Source organism: Streptomyces sp. 7N604 (genome assembly GCF_052245475.1).
GTDB lineage: Bacteria > Actinomycetota > Actinomycetes > Streptomycetales > Streptomycetaceae > Streptomyces.
Window position 1 is genome coordinate 162,913 of record NZ_JBQQBX010000016.1, and the last position, 17,405, is coordinate 180,317.

General features: G+C 71.1%; 19 protein-coding genes and 1 pseudogene. 12 read left to right on the forward strand and 8 right to left on the reverse strand.

Translation table 11 applies throughout. The features are described 5' to 3' along the window. Positions 1–298: 298 nt before the first annotated feature. From ACTWP8_RS19320 to ACTWP8_RS19330, 3 genes and pseudogenes are all read left to right on the forward strand, one after another. Positions 299–1,159 carry a helix-turn-helix domain-containing protein gene (locus ACTWP8_RS19320; RefSeq protein ID WP_443323381.1) on the forward strand — a complete coding sequence of 287 codons (861 nt, stop codon included), beginning with the start codon at positions 299–301 and terminating at the stop codon, positions 1,157–1,159. Then, positions 1,160–1,408 carry a DUF397 domain-containing protein gene (locus ACTWP8_RS19325; protein WP_443323382.1) on the forward strand — a complete coding sequence of 83 codons (249 nt, stop codon included), beginning with the start codon at positions 1,160–1,162 and terminating at the stop codon, positions 1,406–1,408. An 18-nt stretch (positions 1,409–1,426) separates the two neighbouring features. Further along, positions 1,427–1,594: pseudogene (locus tag ACTWP8_RS19330) on the forward strand (SAM-dependent methyltransferase); the annotation flags it as partial. Positions 1,595–1,720: 126 nt separating this feature from the next. Here the strand turns inward: ACTWP8_RS19330 and ACTWP8_RS19335 are convergent. Continuing rightward, on the reverse strand, positions 1,721–2,296 hold the full coding sequence (locus tag ACTWP8_RS19335; RefSeq protein ID WP_443323383.1) for a hypothetical protein: 576 nt from the start codon (positions 2,294–2,296) through the stop codon (positions 1,721–1,723). Between the two features lie 38 nt (positions 2,297–2,334). Here ACTWP8_RS19335 and ACTWP8_RS19340 point away from each other — a divergent pair, with 38 nt between their 5' ends. The 4 genes from ACTWP8_RS19340 to putP all read left to right on the forward strand — a co-directional run bounded on the left by ACTWP8_RS19340 (position 2,335) and on the right by putP (position 7,558). Continuing rightward, positions 2,335–2,481: a hypothetical protein gene (locus tag ACTWP8_RS19340; RefSeq protein WP_443323384.1), complete on the forward strand. Its 147-nt coding sequence runs from the start codon at positions 2,335–2,337 to the stop codon at positions 2,479–2,481. 314 nt (positions 2,482–2,795) lie between these two features. Beyond that, positions 2,796–4,409, forward strand: coding sequence for an amino acid permease (locus ACTWP8_RS19345; protein ID WP_443323385.1), 1,614 nt, complete (start codon positions 2,796–2,798; stop codon positions 4,407–4,409). Further along, positions 4,406–5,827: an NAD(P)-binding protein gene (locus tag ACTWP8_RS19350; protein ID WP_443323386.1), complete on the forward strand. Its 1,422-nt coding sequence runs from the start codon at positions 4,406–4,408 to the stop codon at positions 5,825–5,827. Before ACTWP8_RS19345 ends, ACTWP8_RS19350 begins: the two co-directional genes overlap by 4 nt. A 204-nt stretch (positions 5,828–6,031) precedes the next feature. Then, the gene (gene putP / locus ACTWP8_RS19355; RefSeq protein ID WP_443323387.1) at positions 6,032–7,558 is read left to right on the forward strand and encodes a sodium/proline symporter PutP; all 1,527 of its coding nucleotides are present in this window, start codon (positions 6,032–6,034) and stop codon (positions 7,556–7,558) included. A gap of 32 nt (positions 7,559–7,590) precedes the next feature. On the opposite strand, the gene ACTWP8_RS19360 is transcribed toward putP, so the two are convergent. From ACTWP8_RS19360 to ACTWP8_RS19375, 4 genes are all read right to left on the reverse strand, one after another. Then, complete coding sequence (locus ACTWP8_RS19360; protein WP_443323388.1) at positions 7,591–8,574, reverse strand: NAD-dependent epimerase/dehydratase family protein; 984 nt, start codon at positions 8,572–8,574, stop codon at positions 7,591–7,593. 84 nt (positions 8,575–8,658) lie between these two features. Further along, entirely contained in the window at positions 8,659–9,213 is a 555-nt protein-coding gene (locus tag ACTWP8_RS19365; RefSeq protein ID WP_443323389.1) for a DoxX family protein, read from the reverse strand. Positions 9,214–9,315: 102 nt separating this feature from the next. After that, positions 9,316–9,744 (reverse strand): hypothetical protein, encoded by a 429-nt coding sequence (locus ACTWP8_RS19370; protein WP_443323390.1) that lies wholly within the window; start codon positions 9,742–9,744, stop codon positions 9,316–9,318. A gap of 143 nt (positions 9,745–9,887) precedes the next feature. After that, positions 9,888–10,055, reverse strand: coding sequence for a hypothetical protein (locus ACTWP8_RS19375; RefSeq protein WP_443323391.1), 168 nt, complete (start codon positions 10,053–10,055; stop codon positions 9,888–9,890). A 753-nt stretch (positions 10,056–10,808) separates the two neighbouring features. On the opposite strand from ACTWP8_RS19375, the gene ACTWP8_RS19380 reads away from it, so the two are divergent. The 5 genes from ACTWP8_RS19380 to ACTWP8_RS19400 all read left to right on the forward strand — a co-directional run bounded on the left by ACTWP8_RS19380 (position 10,809) and on the right by ACTWP8_RS19400 (position 15,792). After that, positions 10,809–11,198 carry a hypothetical protein gene (locus tag ACTWP8_RS19380; RefSeq protein WP_443323392.1) on the forward strand — a complete coding sequence of 130 codons (390 nt, stop codon included), beginning with the start codon at positions 10,809–10,811 and terminating at the stop codon, positions 11,196–11,198. After that, on the forward strand, positions 11,195–11,617 hold the full coding sequence (locus ACTWP8_RS19385) for a roadblock/LC7 domain-containing protein (protein WP_443323393.1): 423 nt from the start codon (positions 11,195–11,197) through the stop codon (positions 11,615–11,617). The genes ACTWP8_RS19380 and ACTWP8_RS19385 overlap by 4 nt, the downstream gene beginning before the upstream one ends. Before the next feature lie 319 nt (positions 11,618–11,936). Continuing rightward, entirely contained in the window at positions 11,937–13,211 is a 1,275-nt protein-coding gene (locus ACTWP8_RS19390; protein ID WP_443323394.1) for a cytochrome P450 family protein, read from the forward strand. After that, complete coding sequence (locus tag ACTWP8_RS19395; protein ID WP_443323418.1) at positions 13,208–13,441, forward strand: LAETG motif-containing sortase-dependent surface protein; 234 nt, start codon at positions 13,208–13,210, stop codon at positions 13,439–13,441. Before ACTWP8_RS19390 ends, ACTWP8_RS19395 begins: the two co-directional genes overlap by 4 nt. Positions 13,442–13,758: 317 nt before the next feature. Beyond that, positions 13,759–15,792: a HelD family protein gene (locus tag ACTWP8_RS19400; protein ID WP_443323419.1), complete on the forward strand. Its 2,034-nt coding sequence runs from the start codon at positions 13,759–13,761 to the stop codon at positions 15,790–15,792. A gap of 225 nt (positions 15,793–16,017) precedes the next feature. Here ACTWP8_RS19400 and ACTWP8_RS19405 read toward each other — a convergent pair whose 3' ends face one another. The 3 genes from ACTWP8_RS19405 to ACTWP8_RS19415 form a co-directional block, all read right to left on the reverse strand. Beyond that, complete coding sequence (locus ACTWP8_RS19405) at positions 16,018–16,407, reverse strand: VOC family protein (protein ID WP_443323395.1); 390 nt, start codon at positions 16,405–16,407, stop codon at positions 16,018–16,020. After that, a complete protein-coding gene (locus tag ACTWP8_RS19410; RefSeq protein ID WP_443323396.1) occupies positions 16,404–16,841 on the reverse strand; it encodes an arsenate reductase ArsC in 438 nt (145 codons plus the stop codon). Before ACTWP8_RS19410 ends, ACTWP8_RS19405 begins: the two co-directional genes overlap by 4 nt. A 231-nt stretch (positions 16,842–17,072) precedes the next feature. Next, the gene (locus tag ACTWP8_RS19415) at positions 17,073–17,222 is read right to left on the reverse strand and encodes a hypothetical protein (protein ID WP_443323397.1); all 150 of its coding nucleotides are present in this window, start codon (positions 17,220–17,222) and stop codon (positions 17,073–17,075) included. Between the last annotated feature and the right edge of the window lie 183 nt (positions 17,223–17,405).

A 17,405-nucleotide genomic window follows, 5' to 3' on the forward strand; every position in this document is an offset into this window, starting at 1 on the left:
CCGCCGTGGGGCCGGGCCGGCTCGCGCCTGTGCCGGCGCACGCCGTTGCCCGAGAAGGGGCCTGCCGTCGTACGAGACGTCATCGCCTTACCGAGCGCCACGGCGATTCCTATCGGTGGGGGGCTTGCCGGACTCTCTGCACCACAGCCACGCGGACCGCGTCACCACGATCAATATGGTTGCAGCCGCTGACACTTGGCAAGACCCACTCTGGACATTGCAGAGTCGGAAGTGCAGTGTGTCCAGGCCTTCCCTAGTCATGGCACACTGCCGACATGAGCGTGCGGGGAGACGCGACGTGAGTGAACCGCGGTCGGCACCGACCGTGGGTCAGGTCGTTCTCGGCAAGCGCCTCCAGGACCTGCGCGAGAGGGCAGGTCTGAAGCGCGATCAGGCCGCCCGGGTGCTCCGCGTCGCCTCGGCCACGATTCGCAGGATGGAGACGGCCGAGGTCGCCCTGAAGATCCCTTACGTGCGGATGCTGCTCGAGGCCTACGGGATCACCGGCGAGGAGGTCGAGGCCTTCACCGAGCTGACCGAGGAAGCCAACAAGCCCGGCTGGTGGCAGAGGTTCCACGACATCCTGCCGGACTGGTTCAGCGTGCACGTCAGCCTGGAGGGCGCGGCGAGCCTCATCCGGGCGTACGAGCCCCACTTCGTGCCCGGCCTGCTCCAGACCGAGGATTACGCCCGCGCCGTGCTGCGGTCCGGTGCTCTCGGACGGGCCAGGCCCGACGACATCGAGCGGTATGTGGCGCTGCGCATGGAGCGGCAGAGTCTGCTCACCCGTCAGAACGGCCCCAGGCTGTGGGTGGTGATGGACGAAACGATTCTGCGCCGACCCGTCGGAACGCCGGATGTGATGCGGGCCCAGGCTGACCGGCTCCTGGAAGCGGCCCGTATGCCCAAAGTCACGTTGCAAATTGCCGAGTTCGCCTCGGGACACCATCCCGGCACCTACGGGCCCTTCGTCCTCTTCCGGTTCGCCCTCCCCGAACTGCCCGACATGGTCTACGTCGAATACCTGACGGGCGCCGTCCATCTCGACGAGCGCGACGAAGTGGCCTCCTATCTCGAGGTGCTGGACCACATGGCGGCCCAGGCGGCGACCGCACAGCGGACAAGGAAAATCCTCACAGAATTCCGCAAGGAGATCTGAATGGACCGCATATACAACGGCATGCGCGCCACCGACCTCGGCAGCGAGGGCTGGCACAAGCCGTGGAGCGGCGGCAACGGGGGAAACTGCGTCGAGGCCATGAGACTGCACGACGGCCGGGTGGCGCTGCGCCAGTCCGACGATCCCGAAGGCCCCGCACTGATCTACACCAGCGGCGAGATTCTGGCGTTCATCGAGGGAGCGAAGGCCGGTCAGGCCGACTTCCTGCTGCCGGAATGGAAGCGCTGACTGTCCCTCATCGCACTCCTGCGCTTCGTACCGGACGAAGACGACGCGTACGGACTCGTCCGGAATCTCGTCGGCGCGCCGGCGCCGGGCAGCTACCTCGCCTTCTCTCATGTCACCGGAGACTTCGACCCGGGAGGCGACGGAGCGGCAGTCGCGCTCTACGGCAAGGAGGGCGTGACGCTCCGGCCGCGCTCCCGCGCCGAGGTCGCCGCATTCTTCGTGGCCTCGAACTCGTCGGCCCCGGGCTCGGCCCGGCTCCGGACTGGCACCCGGAACTCGGCCTTGACCCGCCGGTGTCCCGGGCCTTCCTCCTCACCGCGCGGCGTGGCCGGGAAGCAGCCCGGACAGCATGTTGATCACCTCGTCCAGCGGTCGTACGGGGGTGGACTGGTCCGTCATGACCGTGACGTGATCGTGCACGACCACGTACGTGATCACGTCCCGCGCGTTCTCGTCGACCGTGCGCCGTGGCAGCCGCTCGAAGTCCGCCGACTTCAATGCCTCGCGCAGCGAGCGGAGTTGAGTGGGCCTCAGGGTGCGCTTCGGGCCGTTTCTGCCCTTGTCGAGGGTGGTGTACGTGCCGTCGTCGAGGACGCGGATCTGTTCCTGGCGTCCGGCGAAGCCGCCGCTGACCACCATCTCGACCAGGACCGGTGCCGGTACCTTCCGGTCCTCGGAGGTGGCGGGGGAGGAGGACGGGGACGGCGTCCGCTGCTGGTCAGTCGGCGAGGACGTGGCCGGCGAGGGCATGGCCGGCGAGGGCGACGGTGCAGGGGAGCCGTCCTGCCCGCCGGTGCCGGTGCAGCCCGACACGAACACGAACAGCACAGCGGCTGCCGACAACGCCACCGCCGCACCTGTCCTGCCGCTCCGGAATCTCTCGGTCACAGCGACTCCTTCCCATCACGCTCGTGTGGCATCAGTCGATGATCCTGCCGGACCCGCCGGACCCGCCGGACCCGCCGGACCCGCCGGACCCGCCGGACCCGCCGGACCCGCCGGACCCGCCGGACCCGCCGGACCCCGCCGCGCTCCGCGCAGCGGAGAGCAGAGACCCCATTGAGCATCTGTAGGAATCCGCGGCCCGAACTTATGGCATCTGTCTATGGGTGTCGCAGAGCGTGGCTCCTACCTTGAGTGCTGCGCGACACCACGCACGTGCGGCACCACCGGTGACCAGGGACGTCACCACGGTGCCCCGGGTGGCTGAGGAATGCGCGCGCACCAACGCGCACCAACGCGCACGAACACAGGGCCGCCGTGACGCACAACCTGCGGTGCCGGCCGAGCCCCCTGGCGGCGGAAACCCCGAGGCCGTCACAACGGCAAGCAAGCCGTCTCGCTCACGCCACCCGACGCTCACACCACCTATTGATGGAAGTGACCCATGAGCACCGCAGGCAGAACCCGTCCACGCACCGGCATTCTCCGCCGCCAGCCGATCACGGGCGGAGCCGCGCCCGAGGAACGCAGCGGACTGAAGCGCACGCTGGGGCTCTGGCAGCTCACCGCGATCGGGCTCGGCGCCATCATCGGCGCCGGCATCTTCTCCCTGGCCGGCACGGTCGCCAACGGGACCGCGGGACCGGGCGTCAGCCTCTCCTTCATCATCGCCGGGATCGCCAGCGCCGCCGCGGCGCTGTCCTACGCCGAGTTCGCGGGGCTCATCCCTCGTTCCGGATCCGCCTACACCTACAGCTACGCGGTGCTGGGCGAGGCCGCCGCCTGGATGATCGGCTGGGACCTGCTGCTGGAGTACACGGCGATCGTCGCCGTGGTGGCCATCGGTATCTCCGGGTACTTCTCCTTCCTCCTCGACGGGCTCGGGGTCGATCTGCCGGCGTGGATGCTCGGCGCTCCGGGCACCGGCTCCGGCCACCGGGTCGACCTGTTCGCCGCGCTGCTGTGCCTGCTGATCGCCTGGCTGCTCAACCGCGGCATGAAGACCAGCGCACGCATCGAGACGATCCTCGTCTTCGTCAAGATCGCGATCGTCGTCGCGGTCGTCGTGGTCGGCGTGTTCCACGTGAAGTCCGGCAACCTGAGCCCGTACCTGCCGTACGGTTTCGGCGGCGTGGTCACGGGAGCGGCGACTGTCTTCTTCGCCGTCTTCGGATACGACGCGATGAGTACGGCGGCGGAGGAGTCCAAGGACGCCCAGCGCAATCTGCCCAAGGCGATCGTACTCTCGCTCGGCATCGCCATGGTGCTCTACCTGCTCGCCTGCGGGGTGCTGACCGGCATGCAGCGCTACAACCACATCGACCCGGAGAGCGCCTTCTCCTCGGCCTTCGAGGCCGTCGGCCTGCCCGTCTTCGCCGACGTCATCGCGGTCGGCGCGATCGTCGGCATCCTCACCGTGCTGTTCTCCTTCATGCTGGGCGCCTCCCGCGTCTGGTTCGCGATCAGCAGGGACGGCCTGCTGCCCGGCTGGTTCGCGAAGGTGCACCCCCGCACTCAAGTACCGCATCGCCCCACCTGGATCGTCGGGGTGGTCTCCGCGGTCATGGCCGGCCTGATGCCGATCAACGAGGCCGCGGAACTCACCAACATCGGCATCCTGCTGGCCTTCGTGGTGGTCTCCGCCGCCGTGATCGTGCTGCGCTACCGCTCTCCGCACCTCCCACGGACCTTCCGCTGCCCGGGCATGCCACTGGTCCCCGTCCTCGGCATCGTCTTCTCGCTGTGGCTCATCACCCAGCTGCAGCCGATGACTTGGGTGCGCTTCCTGGCCTGGGCCGTGCTCGGCGTCGTCGTCTACGCCCTCTACGGCTACCGGCACTCCAAGCTCGGGCTCGCCGGGGGAGCGCCGGGCGGACCGGACGGACCCGATGGACCCGATGGACCCGATGGACCGGACGGACCCGACGGACCGGCTGGACCGGACGGAGCGGGCAGGACGGGCGCCACCGTGGCCACCACGGCCGCCGCCGGCCCCGACGGCAGCCCCAAGGGCAGCCCCAACGGCAGCGGTGAGCAGGAGAACCAGTCGTTCCGATGACCGCAGTCACGGCATCAAACCCTTCCCTTGACGGTGCCTCACCCGAGCACGAGGAGGACCGGGCCACCCCTGGTGTCCAACGCGCGGGCGGCGGGGCATGTTTCGTCGTCATCGGAGGAGACGTGGCCGGCAGGGCCTGCGGATCGCTGCGCTCTGCCGGCCACTTCGTCCACCACCTCGGCCGACCCACGGACGCGGAGCTGCGCCGTGTGCTGGACGAGGAGGTGGCAGGCGTCGCGATCCTGCTCGACGACGACGTCGAGGCCCTGCGCTACGCGCTCGCGGTGGAACACATCCGCCCCGCCGTCACGCTCGTGGTGACGATCTTCGACCGGACCGTGGCCGAGCAACTCGTACGGGTGGTCCCCAACTGCCGGGTCACCTCACCCGCCGACGTCGTCGCACCGACCTTCCTGGCCGCATGCGTCGAGCCCGGACTCCTGGCCCTCACCCGGACGTCCTCGGGCCACGTCGCCGCCCGGCGGCACGGGGACCACGTACGCCTCACGCCGTACCGGCCGCCGCGCTCCCTGAAGAACCGGGCATGGCTGGGGCGGATCCGGGGGCAGTTGCGGCCGCACGACGGCAGCTCGCGGATCATGCTGACGGGCCTCACCGGGCTGCTCGCCGTACTGGTCTCCGACTGGGGCTGGTCCGTGGCCGTCAACCACCGGCCGCCGGTCCAGGCGTGGTTCGAGGCGGTGCGTACGGTCTCCACCGTCGGTCCGGGATCCGCGCACGGCTCGGACGCCTACCTGGTGTTCTCCAGCATCGCGATGCTCATCACCGTCGTCTTCACTGCCGTCTTCACCGCGGGCATGGTGGACCGCCTGCTGGCGCCGCGCTCGGTCGGCATCGTCGGCGCCCGGACCCTTCCCAGGGCGGGCCACGTGGTCGTCGTCGGACTGGGGCAGGTGGGCCTGCGGCTCTGCACCCAACTGCAGGACCTGGGCATGGGCGTGGTCGCGGTCGAGCGCGACCCGGCCGCCCCGAACCTCCGGCTCGCCAGGGCCCTTGGCGTACCCGTCGTCGTCGCGGACGCGACGGACCGGTTCGTCCTGCACAAGCTGGGCCTCCACCGGGCGCAGGCGATGGCCGCCGTCTCCTCGGACGACCGCGACAACATCGCCGTCTCCGTGGCCGCCCGGGCGATCGCACCCGAACTGCGCGTGGTCATGCGGGCAGGCGACCACGAGGCCATCGCGGAGACCCAGTCGCTGTTCAGGATCGGCATCGTGCACGACCTGGGCAGCATGAGCGCCGCGTACGCGAGCGCCAGCCTGTGCGGGCTGCGGCCGCGCGGCGTGCTGGCACACGGCAAGCGGTTGCTGGTGGAGTGCGCGGACGGACGTTTCGTGCCCTGGCCCCACGCCGGCCGGTGCGGTCACGAGGATGACGGGGCCGAGACCCGGGAGTGACCTCCGTACCGGCCCCCGGCCGCGGGAGCGGCGCTCACGCGAGAACGCACTCGGGCTACATCTGGGACATCTGCCAAACCGGTCCCGCTGCATGCCCGGCATCCGTATTGTCTGCTCCCGCAGACCCCTCAACTCTCTGCGGAATGACCGACCCGGAGAGGCCAGTCCTCGCGCGTGGCGACGCCTGCCCCAAGGGAGAAGCGGATGACCTACCTGACCGTACCGGTCATGATCATCTTTGGGATCTTCCTGCTCGCCATGGTCATGGTGGGTATCTGGACATACCAGGAGACCACCACCTTCTCCGACTTCGCCCTCGGCGGCCGCAGGCTGAGCGCCCCGGTGGCGGCCCTGTCCGCGGGGGCCAGCGACATGTCCGGCTGGCTGTTCCTCGGCCTGCCCGGCGCCGTGTACGCGGCGGGAATCGGCGCCACGTGGATCGCCGTCGGCCTGGTCATCGGCACCTATCTCAACTGGCGGCTCGTCGCACCGCGCCTGCGCACCTACACCGAGATGGCCGGCAACTCCGTAACCCTCTCCGCGTACTTGGAGGAGCGGTTCGAGGACGGCAGCAAGGTGCTGCGCACCGTCTCGGCGACCGTCATCGTCGTGTTCTTCACCGTCTACGTCGCGAGCGGCCTCATCGCAGGCGGCGTGCTGTTCGAGGAGATCTTCGGCGGTGGCTTCGAGTTCGCGCTCACCGTCTTCGCCGTGGTCATGGTCCTCTACACCTTCCTCGGCGGTTTCCGCGCCGTGAGCGTGACGCACTCCGTACAGGCCACGCTGATGTTCTTCGCGGCGCTCGCACTTCCCCTGATAGGAATCGGGCTGCTCGGGGGGTTCGACGCGCTGGGCGGTGTGCTCGGCGCCAAGACTCCGGCGCTGCTGGACATGGGAGCCGAAGCAGGCTTCGACGACGGCGGGTGGGAGACCGGCAAGCCGCTCAGCGGCGTCGCGGTGATCTCCCTGCTCGCCTGGGGACTCGGCTACTTCGGCCAGCCCCACATACTCGTCCGCTTCATGAGTATCCGCAGCACACGCGAGATCCCCATGGCCCGCCGCATCGGTGTGGGCTGGGTGATCGTCGTGCTGGCGGGTGCCTCGCTCGTCGGGCTCGTCGGGATCGCCGCGCTCGACGAGCCGCTCGAGAACCCGGAGACCGTCTTCATCGCGCTGTCCGCGCAATTGGTCAACCCCTGGGTGGCGGGCATCCTGCTGGTGGCCGTGCTGGCCGCCATCAAGTCCACGGCGGACAGCCAGTTGCTGGTGTCGGCGACCGCCCTCACCGAGGACTTCTACCGGGCGTTCCTCAACCGGCGCGCCTCGGACGCGTGCCTGGTGTTCGTAGCGCGCGGCACGGTCGTGGCCGTGGCCCTGGTCGCCTACGCGATCGCGCTCAGCGGCGGCGCCGTCCTCGACATCGTCGCGTACGCGTGGGCCGGCTTCGGCGCGGCCTTCGGCCCGGTGATCCTCCTGTCGCTCTACTGGCCGCGCATGACCAGGGCCGGGGCGATGGCCGGCATCGTGACAGGCGCGGTCACCGTCGTGGTGTGGAAGCGCATCGACCCACTCCTCGGGCCTCTCGAGACGGGCGTCTACGAGATGGTGCCCGGCGTGCTCGTCGCCACGGCCGCCGCGCTGTTCTTCGGCAGATTCGTCGGCCGTCCCCCGCTGCGCGACTGGTACGGCCCGATGGACAACCGAACCCCTCAGCGGATGATGGCCGGCTGAGCCCCTTCCCCGTGGGCGGGCGGGCTCATGGCTCAGACCGCGAGAACCCTCGCCTCCTTCTCCGGGGCGAGACCGACGGAGGGGCGGTCGGGCCGCCGGGGCGCTTCTCCGCCCAGGCTCCTGAGCCAGGCCCAGGTGTCGGCCACGGTCTCGGCGACGGGGCGGCAGCGCAGCCCGGCGGAGAGCGCCTTGGACACGTCCCCGCGGTGCAGGGTGTCGTACAGCTCGCCCGGAGGCAGCCAGACCGGGAACTCCGTCCAGGGCTCGATTCCCGCCGCGAGGACCTGCTCCGGATCCAGCCAGCGCAGCTCGGCGTCGGCACCCGTGACGCGCGCGCACGTCTCCAGCAGATCGCCCATGGTGGTGTGGCCCGGCGGGCTGACGAGGTTGTACGGCCCGCCGAGCCCGCGTCCGGCGGCGTCGAGGGCCCACGCGGCGAGGTCGCGGGCGTCGATGTACTGCAATGCCAGCTCGCGCGGTCCGGGGGCGGGCACCGGGCCGCCGCGTGCGATCCGGTTCAGCCACCACGGCAGCCGGCCGATGTTCTCGTAGGGGCCGAGGATCAGCCCGGCCCGCACCAGCAGCGCCCGGTCGCCGAAGGCCTCCGCCGCGGCCAGTTCCCCGCCGCGCTTGGCCTGTGCGTACTCGACCTCGCCCGCGTCGGGCGAGGCGTCCACCAGCGGGGCGTCCTCGGCCGAACCGGCCGCGGAGGGAGAGGAGTACACCGACCGGCTGGAGACGTAGGCGTAGTGCCCGGCCCGGTCGGCCAGCAGCCGGGCCGCGTCCCGTACCGCCGATGGTGCGCCCGACCAGGTGTCGACGACGACGTCCCACTCGCCCCGGCCGAGGGCCGCCAGACCGCCCGCGGCGCCGCGGTCCCCGTGCAGCGATGCGACGCCGTGCGGCGGCTCATGGAGTCCGCGGTGAAACACCGTCACCCGCCAGCCCCGGGCCAGCGCCTCCTCCGTGACGGCACGCCCCACGAACTCCGATCCACCCAGCATCAGAAGCCTCATGACGGTGACACTGCCCGCCGCCCGCGGCCGGTGGCACCTCTGCTTGCTGTCAGCGGAATCGCCGAAAGCTGAACCGGGCGGCGCCTACTTACGGAGCAGCAGGACCACGGCGGCCAGCACCGCGCCGAGCACGACGGCCGCGATGCCGTGACCGAGCCGGTGCGCCCGCAGACCCGGCAGGAACCGGTCCGCGGCCAAGCGGCCAGGCCCGGTCAGGGCGAGGGCGGCCGCGGCTGCCGTCAGCAGCAGCTCGTACTCCACGCCCTCGGGGGAGAAGAAGCCGCCGCCCCACTTCACGGCGATGGCGTTGACCATGGTGCCGGCCACGGCTGCGCCGGCCAGGGGGGTGAGCAACCCGAGGACGAGGCCGAGACCGCCGAGGGTCTCGGTCAGCCCGGCCACAGCGGCCATGGCCTTGCCGGACGGGTAACCGCTCATCGTGAAGAACTGCCCGCTCGCGTCCAGGCCGGCGCCGCCGAACCAACCGAAGAGCTTCTGCGCGCCATGGACGGCCATGGTCAGTCCGAGGGCCAGGCGGAGCACCAGGAGCCCGGCGTCGTAGGCGGGCAGGGAGGGGGCGTGACGGTCGGCCGGGGCGCCTGTCGCGGGGGTGGTACGGGTGCTGGCGGGCGATGTCATGACGGTGCCTGTGTCGGCTGTGGGGGGCGGGGCAACAGGCCGCCACCGAGCAGATCTTGAAAGTTCAAGCTACCAGACGGCGGACCGGCTTCGTGGGCCGGATCACCGATCACCGGCAGGGGGCCCGGAGGGTCCGTCGCCGTACTCCTCCCGCCAGCGGCGGAAGCGCTCGCGCTGCCAGGCCAGGGCACGTTGGATCTGGAGCGGGCTCAGTCCGGTCTCGGCCGCCAGCTGCTCCTGGCCGAGACCCTCGGGGTGGTGCCCCAGCGCACGGGAGATCCTTCCCGCCCACTGCTCCTCGTTCACGAACGGCCTTCGCCGGTACTGCTCCTGCAGCTCCTCCAGATGACGCGGGGAGCAGGCGGTCAGGAACCGCTGCCCGTCCAGGTCCGGATCCCGGGCATGGATCACGGAGGAGTCCGGCACGAGCGCATGGACCTCCGAGCCGTTGGAGATCGTTACGCCGCACAGATCGCACAGCTCGGGGAGCAGCTCGTCCTCGTCCGGCTCGCCGTCATCGTCATCGACCACGGCGGATTCCTACCCGGCTCGTCCCGGACCGTCACCGATGCTGGTCACGGCCCCCGCGGTCGTACGTGTCGCGGACGGGGAATCCGGTCTGCTGGTGGTCGGCCGCCGGAGTCACCGGAAGACCCTGACGACGCGGATCGGTGTCAGCGTCGTGACGAGCGCTCGATGAACTCGTACGAGTCGGCGCCGCCCTGGCCGTCGAGCAGCTCGTAGCTGCCGACGGCCCAGTGCCGGCCGGTGTGGCCGACCGGAGCGAGGTCGGTGACGTTGTAGGACTGGGTCTCGCCGCCGGGGGCCGTCGCCCCGGGCACCCGCGCCCAGCGCCGACCGTCGTAGCGCCAGAAGACCGGCGGCCCCTCTCATCCGGTGGGGTCACCGGTGAGCCAGACGCTGCCGCGGCCGTCGCCGCTGAGCGCCTGCGGCGCCGCCCTTCCACCGGCCCGGTGACGTCCCGCCAGGTCCGTCCGTCCCAGTGCAGCACCCTGGGCTCCACACGGAAGACTCGTCAACCGCAGTAAAGTTATGCGGATTTGCTGTGCACACCTGGCGGTCAGGGCTGATTCTCAGCCAACTCGACAACTTGCGCTGAAGTTCAGTGAGCTCGTCCTCGATGCTCTGGTCTTTCTCCGTGATCTGGCGCGCGAGTCAACTCGCCTTGCCTCTTTCGCGCTCGCATTCCAGCGGCTCGATCCGTGATCGGCCCGGCCGGCGACGGCCGCACCTGGACCGATACGGCGGGCCTGACCGACTGAGACCGGCCGCGGTCGGCGCGCAGGGCCCGGGGTTCCGCCCACGCGTGATCGTCCTGCTGGTCCCGCTCGGCGAAGTCCCCCGGCCTCTTGATCCACACCAACGTGACGGGTTTTCACCCCCACCCCGCACACCACGACCGCCAGGGTGATCCGTATCGTTGACGCGACCAGCAAGATTCGCCTCAACACCGGCCGCCGGTGCGCCGAGGCCCCCCGGGGATGACGGCTTCCCCGGTGGGCTCCTGCGAGGGTGCCGCCCCGGTCGGTCCGTGCCGACCAATCCGTCCTCGTCCGGAGGATTCGATGACACCCATGCCGGACGCAACGATCTGGCTCCTGCTGCCGGGCCTGGCCGCGGCCGGGGCAACCGCCCTGCGGTACCGGAGGACCGTCTCCACCCGCGCGAAGTGCGTAGCGGAGCCCGCCCCCGCCGAGCGCTCCGGCCCCGCAGCCCCGGCCGAGGAGCCCGCGCCCCCTGCCCCGGCCGAGCGGCCCGCAGTCCAACGGGACCAACAGCCCCTCCCCGTACGCCCCGACGGACTCCCGCAGCGCCGCAGGGGCCGGTCGCGGCGGCACACCACACCGGCGCACCCCGCCATGCAGACCCCGTCGAACCCCGCCGCCAGCCTCGGAGCGGTCGTACGGGGCCGCCGAGCCGCACGGCAACAGCAGATTCCGGACGAAGGGAACACGGAGCAATGACCACCCCCGGCACCGACCTCAGCGGCCTCGGCTGGATCCTGGACGAGAACATCCTCAGGCTGCCGCACACACTGCGCGCCCTGGTGCTGTCCGCCGACGGCCTGACCGCGGCCTCGTCCGAGGGGGTCGACCGCGACCTGGCCGACCGCATGGCCGCCGCGGTCTCCGGGATGCAGTCCCTGAGCCGCGAGGCGGCCGAGTTCGCCAACTGCCAGGACGACCCGTGGGAATTGACCATGATCCAGTACGCCGGTGGCTTCATCTTCACCATGGCCGCGGGCCCCGGCACCTACCTGGTCGTCGCGGCAACCCAGGACGCGGACGTCGAGGCCGTCTCCTACGCCATGGAGAAGGCCGTCGACCGCCTCGGACACGAGATGAACCTCCCCGCACGGGACGTCGAGGGCAACTCGACGTGACTCCGCCGCGGCGCGGCCGGGGCAGCGGGCTGGCACGGCCCTACGTGGTGACGGCGGCCGGTCCGGTCCCCAGCCGGAGCCACTTTCGCTCACATCACGCTCGTCCGGGCGTCCACGGCTGCCCCGCCCCCGACCTCGCCCGGTCATCTCCGAGACAGCCGTTGAACGTCGAACGCCTCCTCGGCCGGCTGCCCGACCCCACCCCCGCGGTCGCCCGCGACCAGTCCAGCCGCAGGCCCGGAACGTTCCGCTCCGGCTGGACCGCTCTGCCCGTCACCTTCCCACCCGTCACAGTCCCAGCGAGTTCTGGAGAGACCACATGGACGACACCCAGCGCACCTCCGGCTGCCCCTTCCGGCTCGACCCCCTGGCCGCCGACATCCACGGGGAATCCGCCCACCTCCGCGCCGAGGGCCCCGCAACACAGGTAGAGCTGCCCGGCGGGGTGCACGCCTGGTCGGTCACCGACACCGCCCTCATCAAGCGGCTGCTCACCGATCCCCGCGTCTCCAAGGACGCCCACCAGCACTGGCCGGACTACATTGCCGGCCGGATACCGGAGGCCTGGCCGCTGCGGACCTGGGTGGACGTCCGCAACGCCCTGTCCGCGTACGGCGACGAGCACACCCGCCTGCGCCGTCTGATCGGCGCGGCGTTCACCGCCCGTCGCGTACGCGCCCTCGCACCGAAGATCGAAGCCATCACCGGAGACCTGCTGGACCGGCTGAGCACCGCCCCCGCTGGGGCCCCGGTGGATCTGCGGGTCCGGTTCGCCTGGGTGCTGCCGCTGCTCGTCGTCAACACCCTCTTAGGCGTCCCCGAGGAGGCACACGACGGCTTCCGCCGCACCATCGGCGGCCTGTTCGCCACCAACGTCACCGAGCAGGAGGCGACCGAGAACGCCCAGGAGGTGTACCAGCTGCTGGCCGACCTCACCGCCGCCAAGCGCGAAGCCCCCGGCGACGACGTCACCAGCGCGCTCATCGACGCCCACGACGACGAGACCGACTCCCGCCTGTCCGAGCAGGAACTCCTCGACTCGCTACTGCTGTTGATCGGCGCCGGGCACGAGACCACGGTCAACCTGCTCGACCACGCCGTCGTCAACCTGCTCGCCCATCCCGACCAGCTGGCCCTGGTCCAGGGCGGCGGCGCATCCTGGGGCGACGTGGTGGAGGAGACCCTGCGCCATCAGGCCCCGGTCGCCAACCTCATCATGCGTTTCCCGGTGGAGGACATCCACGACGCCGGCAGCGGCCTGACGTTCCGCCAGGGCGAAGCCATCGTCATCAACTACGCCGCCGCGGGCCGCGACCCTCACCTCCACGGCGAAGCCGCCGACTGCTTCGACGTCACCCGGCCCACGCGCCGCGACCACCTGTCGTTCGGGCACGGCGTGCACTACTGCCTCGGCGCGGAACTGGCCCGACTGGAGGGCCGGATCGCCCTGCCCGCCCTGTTCGACCGGTTCCCCGATCTGTCGCTGGCCGTGCCGCCCGGCGAGCTGCAGCCGCTCGAGTCCTTCATCTCCAACGGCCACCAGGCCCTGCCCGTCCACCTCCACAAGCCGGGCGACCGTACGACGGCCGCCTGAGGCGCCGCTGCGACGCGGTCGCGAACCCTGTTGAACAGGGCGCTCTATGTCCCGGAAACACCCCCTCCGCCCAAGGCCCTGCGGCTCCCAGCAGCTCCGCCCCGGCCGACCTCGCCGAGACCGGGTCCTCCAGCAGCACGCCGCTGATCGCCGGCACGGCTGCCGTCGCGGTTCTCGCCGGTGGTGCCATCCTCCTGGCCACCGGTGAGCGCCGCACCGCACGCCACTGACCCGACCGCTGACCGCTCCGACCGTGCCCGCTGTTCACCCGAACCGCGGGCACGGCCGCGACCCGCAGCGGGCCTCCCTCTGCGCCACCTCGAAGCGGAACCCCCGCACGGCCGCCTGAGGCGTGCGCGTCCTGTACCGGTGGGAAATGCCCGGTGCTCGCCTGTTCGCGGGGAACACGGACAGGTAAGTCAAGCCTTACTTTCGTGGGAATTTGGCCTCATAGTGGAGGGCCACATCGAGAGGAGGCCGGCTGTTGCCGCAGTTCAACGAGGTCTACGACACCGCCGCACGCCAGGTCGAGGTGGAGCAGGCGCACGTGTCCGCCGTATACGGGCTGCTCGACGAGCGGCTTGCGGACGTGCGGGCCCAGCTGACGGACGTGCTGAGGTCCTCGGCCGACAGCCCGGGCGAGGTGTACGCGCGCGACGTCGCCGCCGACCGTCTGGTGCGGCAGCTTCGCCGGCTCGAACGGGCCGAGGAGGGGCTGTCGTTCGGCCGGATCGACGGCGCGGACGGAACCGTCCTGCACATCGGGCGGATCGGCCTGCACACGGACGACCGCGAGCTGCCGCTGCTCGTCGACTGGCGCGCGGATGCGGCACGGCCCTTCTATGCGGCGACGTCCGTCCACCCGATGGGACTGCGGCGGCGCCGTCACCTGCGTGTCGAGGACCGTACGGTACGCGCGGTGAGCGACGAGCTGCTGGACGGTTCCGTCCCGACGGCCGACGACGTCGTGGGCGACGGGCCGTTGACGGAAGCGCTGGAGACGCGTCGCACGGGGCGGATGCGTGCGGCGGTGGCGACGCTGCAGGCCGAGCAGGACGCGATCGTCCGTTCTCCGCACCGGGGGGTGACGGTGGTGCAGGGCGGCCCCGGCACGGGCAAGACCGTGGTCGCGCTGCACCGGGCGGCGTACGTGCTGTACGCATTTCCGCGTGCTGCCGAGCGCGGCGTCCTGGTGCTCGGGCCGAACGCGCGGTTCCTCGACTACGTCTCTCAGGTTTTGCCCTCACTCGGGGAGAACGACGTGGTCCTGGCGACGTGCGGGGAGCTGGCCGGCGTGGTGCCTGCCGCCGTGGAGCCGTCCGATGTGGCGCGGCTCAAGGGGAGTTCCGTGCTGGCGGAGGCGCTGGCGGGTGTGGTGCGCTCCCGGCAGGCGCCGGGCGGCGGCTTCGCCGTGCGTGTGGGGCAGGAGTGGGTCCGTCTGGAGAGCGGGGATGTCGCGGGCGCGCGGGACGCGGCCGTGGCGAGCGGCCTGGCGCACAACCGTGCGCGGGCCGTGTTCAAGGAGCGCTTGGTCGGCGCGGTCACGGACGCGCTGGAACGCGGTGCCGTGGAGGCCCTTGAGCACATCGACGCCGAGGTCGCGACGAGCACGGGCATCGACCTCGACCGGGCCGCCGAGGCCGACCTGCGCGCTCTCGGTTTCGACGGCGCACCGGCCGCGGGACCGGCCGAGGAGTTCGACGCGGACGCCGTCCGGGCGGACCTCCGGGACGACGCCCACGTCGACCGCGCCGTCGAGTCCCTCTGGCCGCGATTGACACCCGAAGCCGTGGTACGTGCCCTCCTGACGGACGCTCGCGTGATGGCCGCGCATCTGCCGTCGCTGACCGGTGCGGAACGGTCCCGGCTGTTGTGTTCCCTTGACGCCCCGTGGGCCAACGCCGATGTACCGCTGTTGGACGAGGCGGCGAGCCTGGTGTACGGCCCGCCGGAGCGGACATTCGGGCACGTCGTCGTCGACGAGGCCCAGGAGCTCACCGCCATGCAGTGGCGGATGGTCGTGCGCCGGTGCCCGGCCAGGTCGATGACGCTGGTGGGCGACTTCGCCCAGGCAGGCCCGGCGTCGACCGCCCGTGACTGGACCGAGGCGCTGGGCCCGCATCTCGGCACCCGGTTCGCCCTGCACACCCTGACTGTCGGTTACCGCACCACGGACGAGATCCTGGCGGCCACCCGGGGCCTGCTCTCGCGGATCGCCCCCGGTCAGACGCCGAGCCGGTCGATCCGCCACGGCGACCTTCCACGCACCCTCACCGCGCTCCCGCACACGCTCGCCACCACCGCGGCGGGGGAACTCCGGGCCCAAGCCGCGGCGTACCCGGGCGACTTGCTCGGGGTGATCTGCGCGGACGCCAGGGTGGACGACCTGGCGTCCGCCGGAATCGCACGGTGGGCGCGCCTCGTTCCGGTATCCGAGGCCCGCGGCCTGGAGTTCGACGCGGTCCTCGTCGTCGGCCCGGAGGAGATCGTCGCGGCCCGTCCCAGTGGCGAGCGGGACCTGTATGTCGCCCTCACCCGGGCCACCAAGAGGCTCTGCACGATCGCCATCCGGCCCGCGTGACAGAACCACGCGCACTGATCACCTACGAGAGGCAATCGACCATGACGAGATGATCGACGCGGCCCACGGATCTGCGCGTGGGCCCAGCGGCCATCCGTGACGTCCTGGAGCGCGCGCACAGCCTGGCGGAAGGCGGCCGCCGCCACGTCGCCGCGGGGGAGTGGCCGGCCTTGTGCACGCAGACGAACAGCACCTCGCGGACGGTTGTCACGACGACTCCGCGGACTATGGCTGTTGGCGGGCGGGCTGGAATAGTTCGACGAGGTTGCCGGCGGGGTCGGCGAGCAGGATTTGGCGTCCACCGGGGCCAGTGACCAGCTCGCTGCGGAAGGACAGTCCGGCGGTGCGCAGTCGGTCGATCTCGGCGTCGAGGTCGCTGACGATGAGATGGATGCGGTTGCGGCCACTGGAGGCGGCGTCTGCGGGTGTGGCCCGGGCGCCGGAGCTGGTCGGCCCGGACAGCAGCAGTCGCAATGGGCCGCGGATGACGTCGGCAAAGGCGGGCGCCGCGTTGCTGTGCACGGTGAAGCCGAGGTGAGTGGTGTAGAAGTCGACGGCGGCTTGGACGTCGTCGACGAGGTAGCGGACGCCGGCAAGCTGGTCGGGCGCGGTCATGGTTGAACCTCCGGGTGCGGGCTGCGGGTGAGGACAGCCAGCAGGTAGCGGATGCGGGTGTCGATCTCCGTGGCGGCGCGATGAAAGGCCTGGTAGCTGTCCTGGCCGGCGTCACCGGCGGTGGCGGGGTCGGGGACGCTCCAGTGGACCGTCCGCGGCTGGTCGGGGAATTCGGGGCAGACCTCGCGGACCCTGTCGCACAGGCTGATCACGTAGTCGAACCGGCGCCGGGCCACCGCGTCCAGATGCCGGGGACGCTGGGCGGCGATGTCGATGCCGTAGTCCTCGCGCAGTACCCGTACGGCGTTGGGGTGGATGCGCTGTTTGGGGTCGCTGCCGGCGCTGGTGACGTCGACGTGGCCGGCGGTGTGGTGGCGCAGCAGGGCCTCGGCGATCGGTGAGCGGGCGCTGTTGCCGGTACACGCGAACAGCACGCGGGGCCGGCCCTGCCGTGCGGCGGCCGGTGGCGGCAATGAATCGGGGTCCTGGGCCGGGGGCCGGCCGGGATGCAGCGCCGGGTGCAAGGCGGCACCGGCGGCGGCCAGCGCGCCCCCACAGCGATCCAGGTCCAGGTGGTAGTAGCTGTCGCGGCCGTCGAAACTGCTGCGACGGGCGGTAACCAGCCCGCTGTGGCGCAGCAGCCGCAGGTGGTACGAGACCAGGTTCTAGGGTTGGCCGACCAGGCCGGTCAGCTCACGGACACGGTAGTCGCTCGCGGCCAGCGCGGTCAGCAATCGCCACCGAAGCGGGTGGGCGGCCAGCCGTACGAACGCCGGGGTGGCATGACCCGAGGGCACCATGACCACATGGTACATCAAACCAGTTTGATGTATTTCCGGGAGGACTCTCGCTGAGCGGTCCCAAGCAACGCGACGTCCCCGAGACCACAAAGCGTGAACACGCGCTGCACGCTGCCCTCCACCGACTTGGGCCGTCACTGTGGAGGAGATGCAGTACGAGCCGACGAGCACCGGCCGCATGGCGCTGGGCGAACCGCT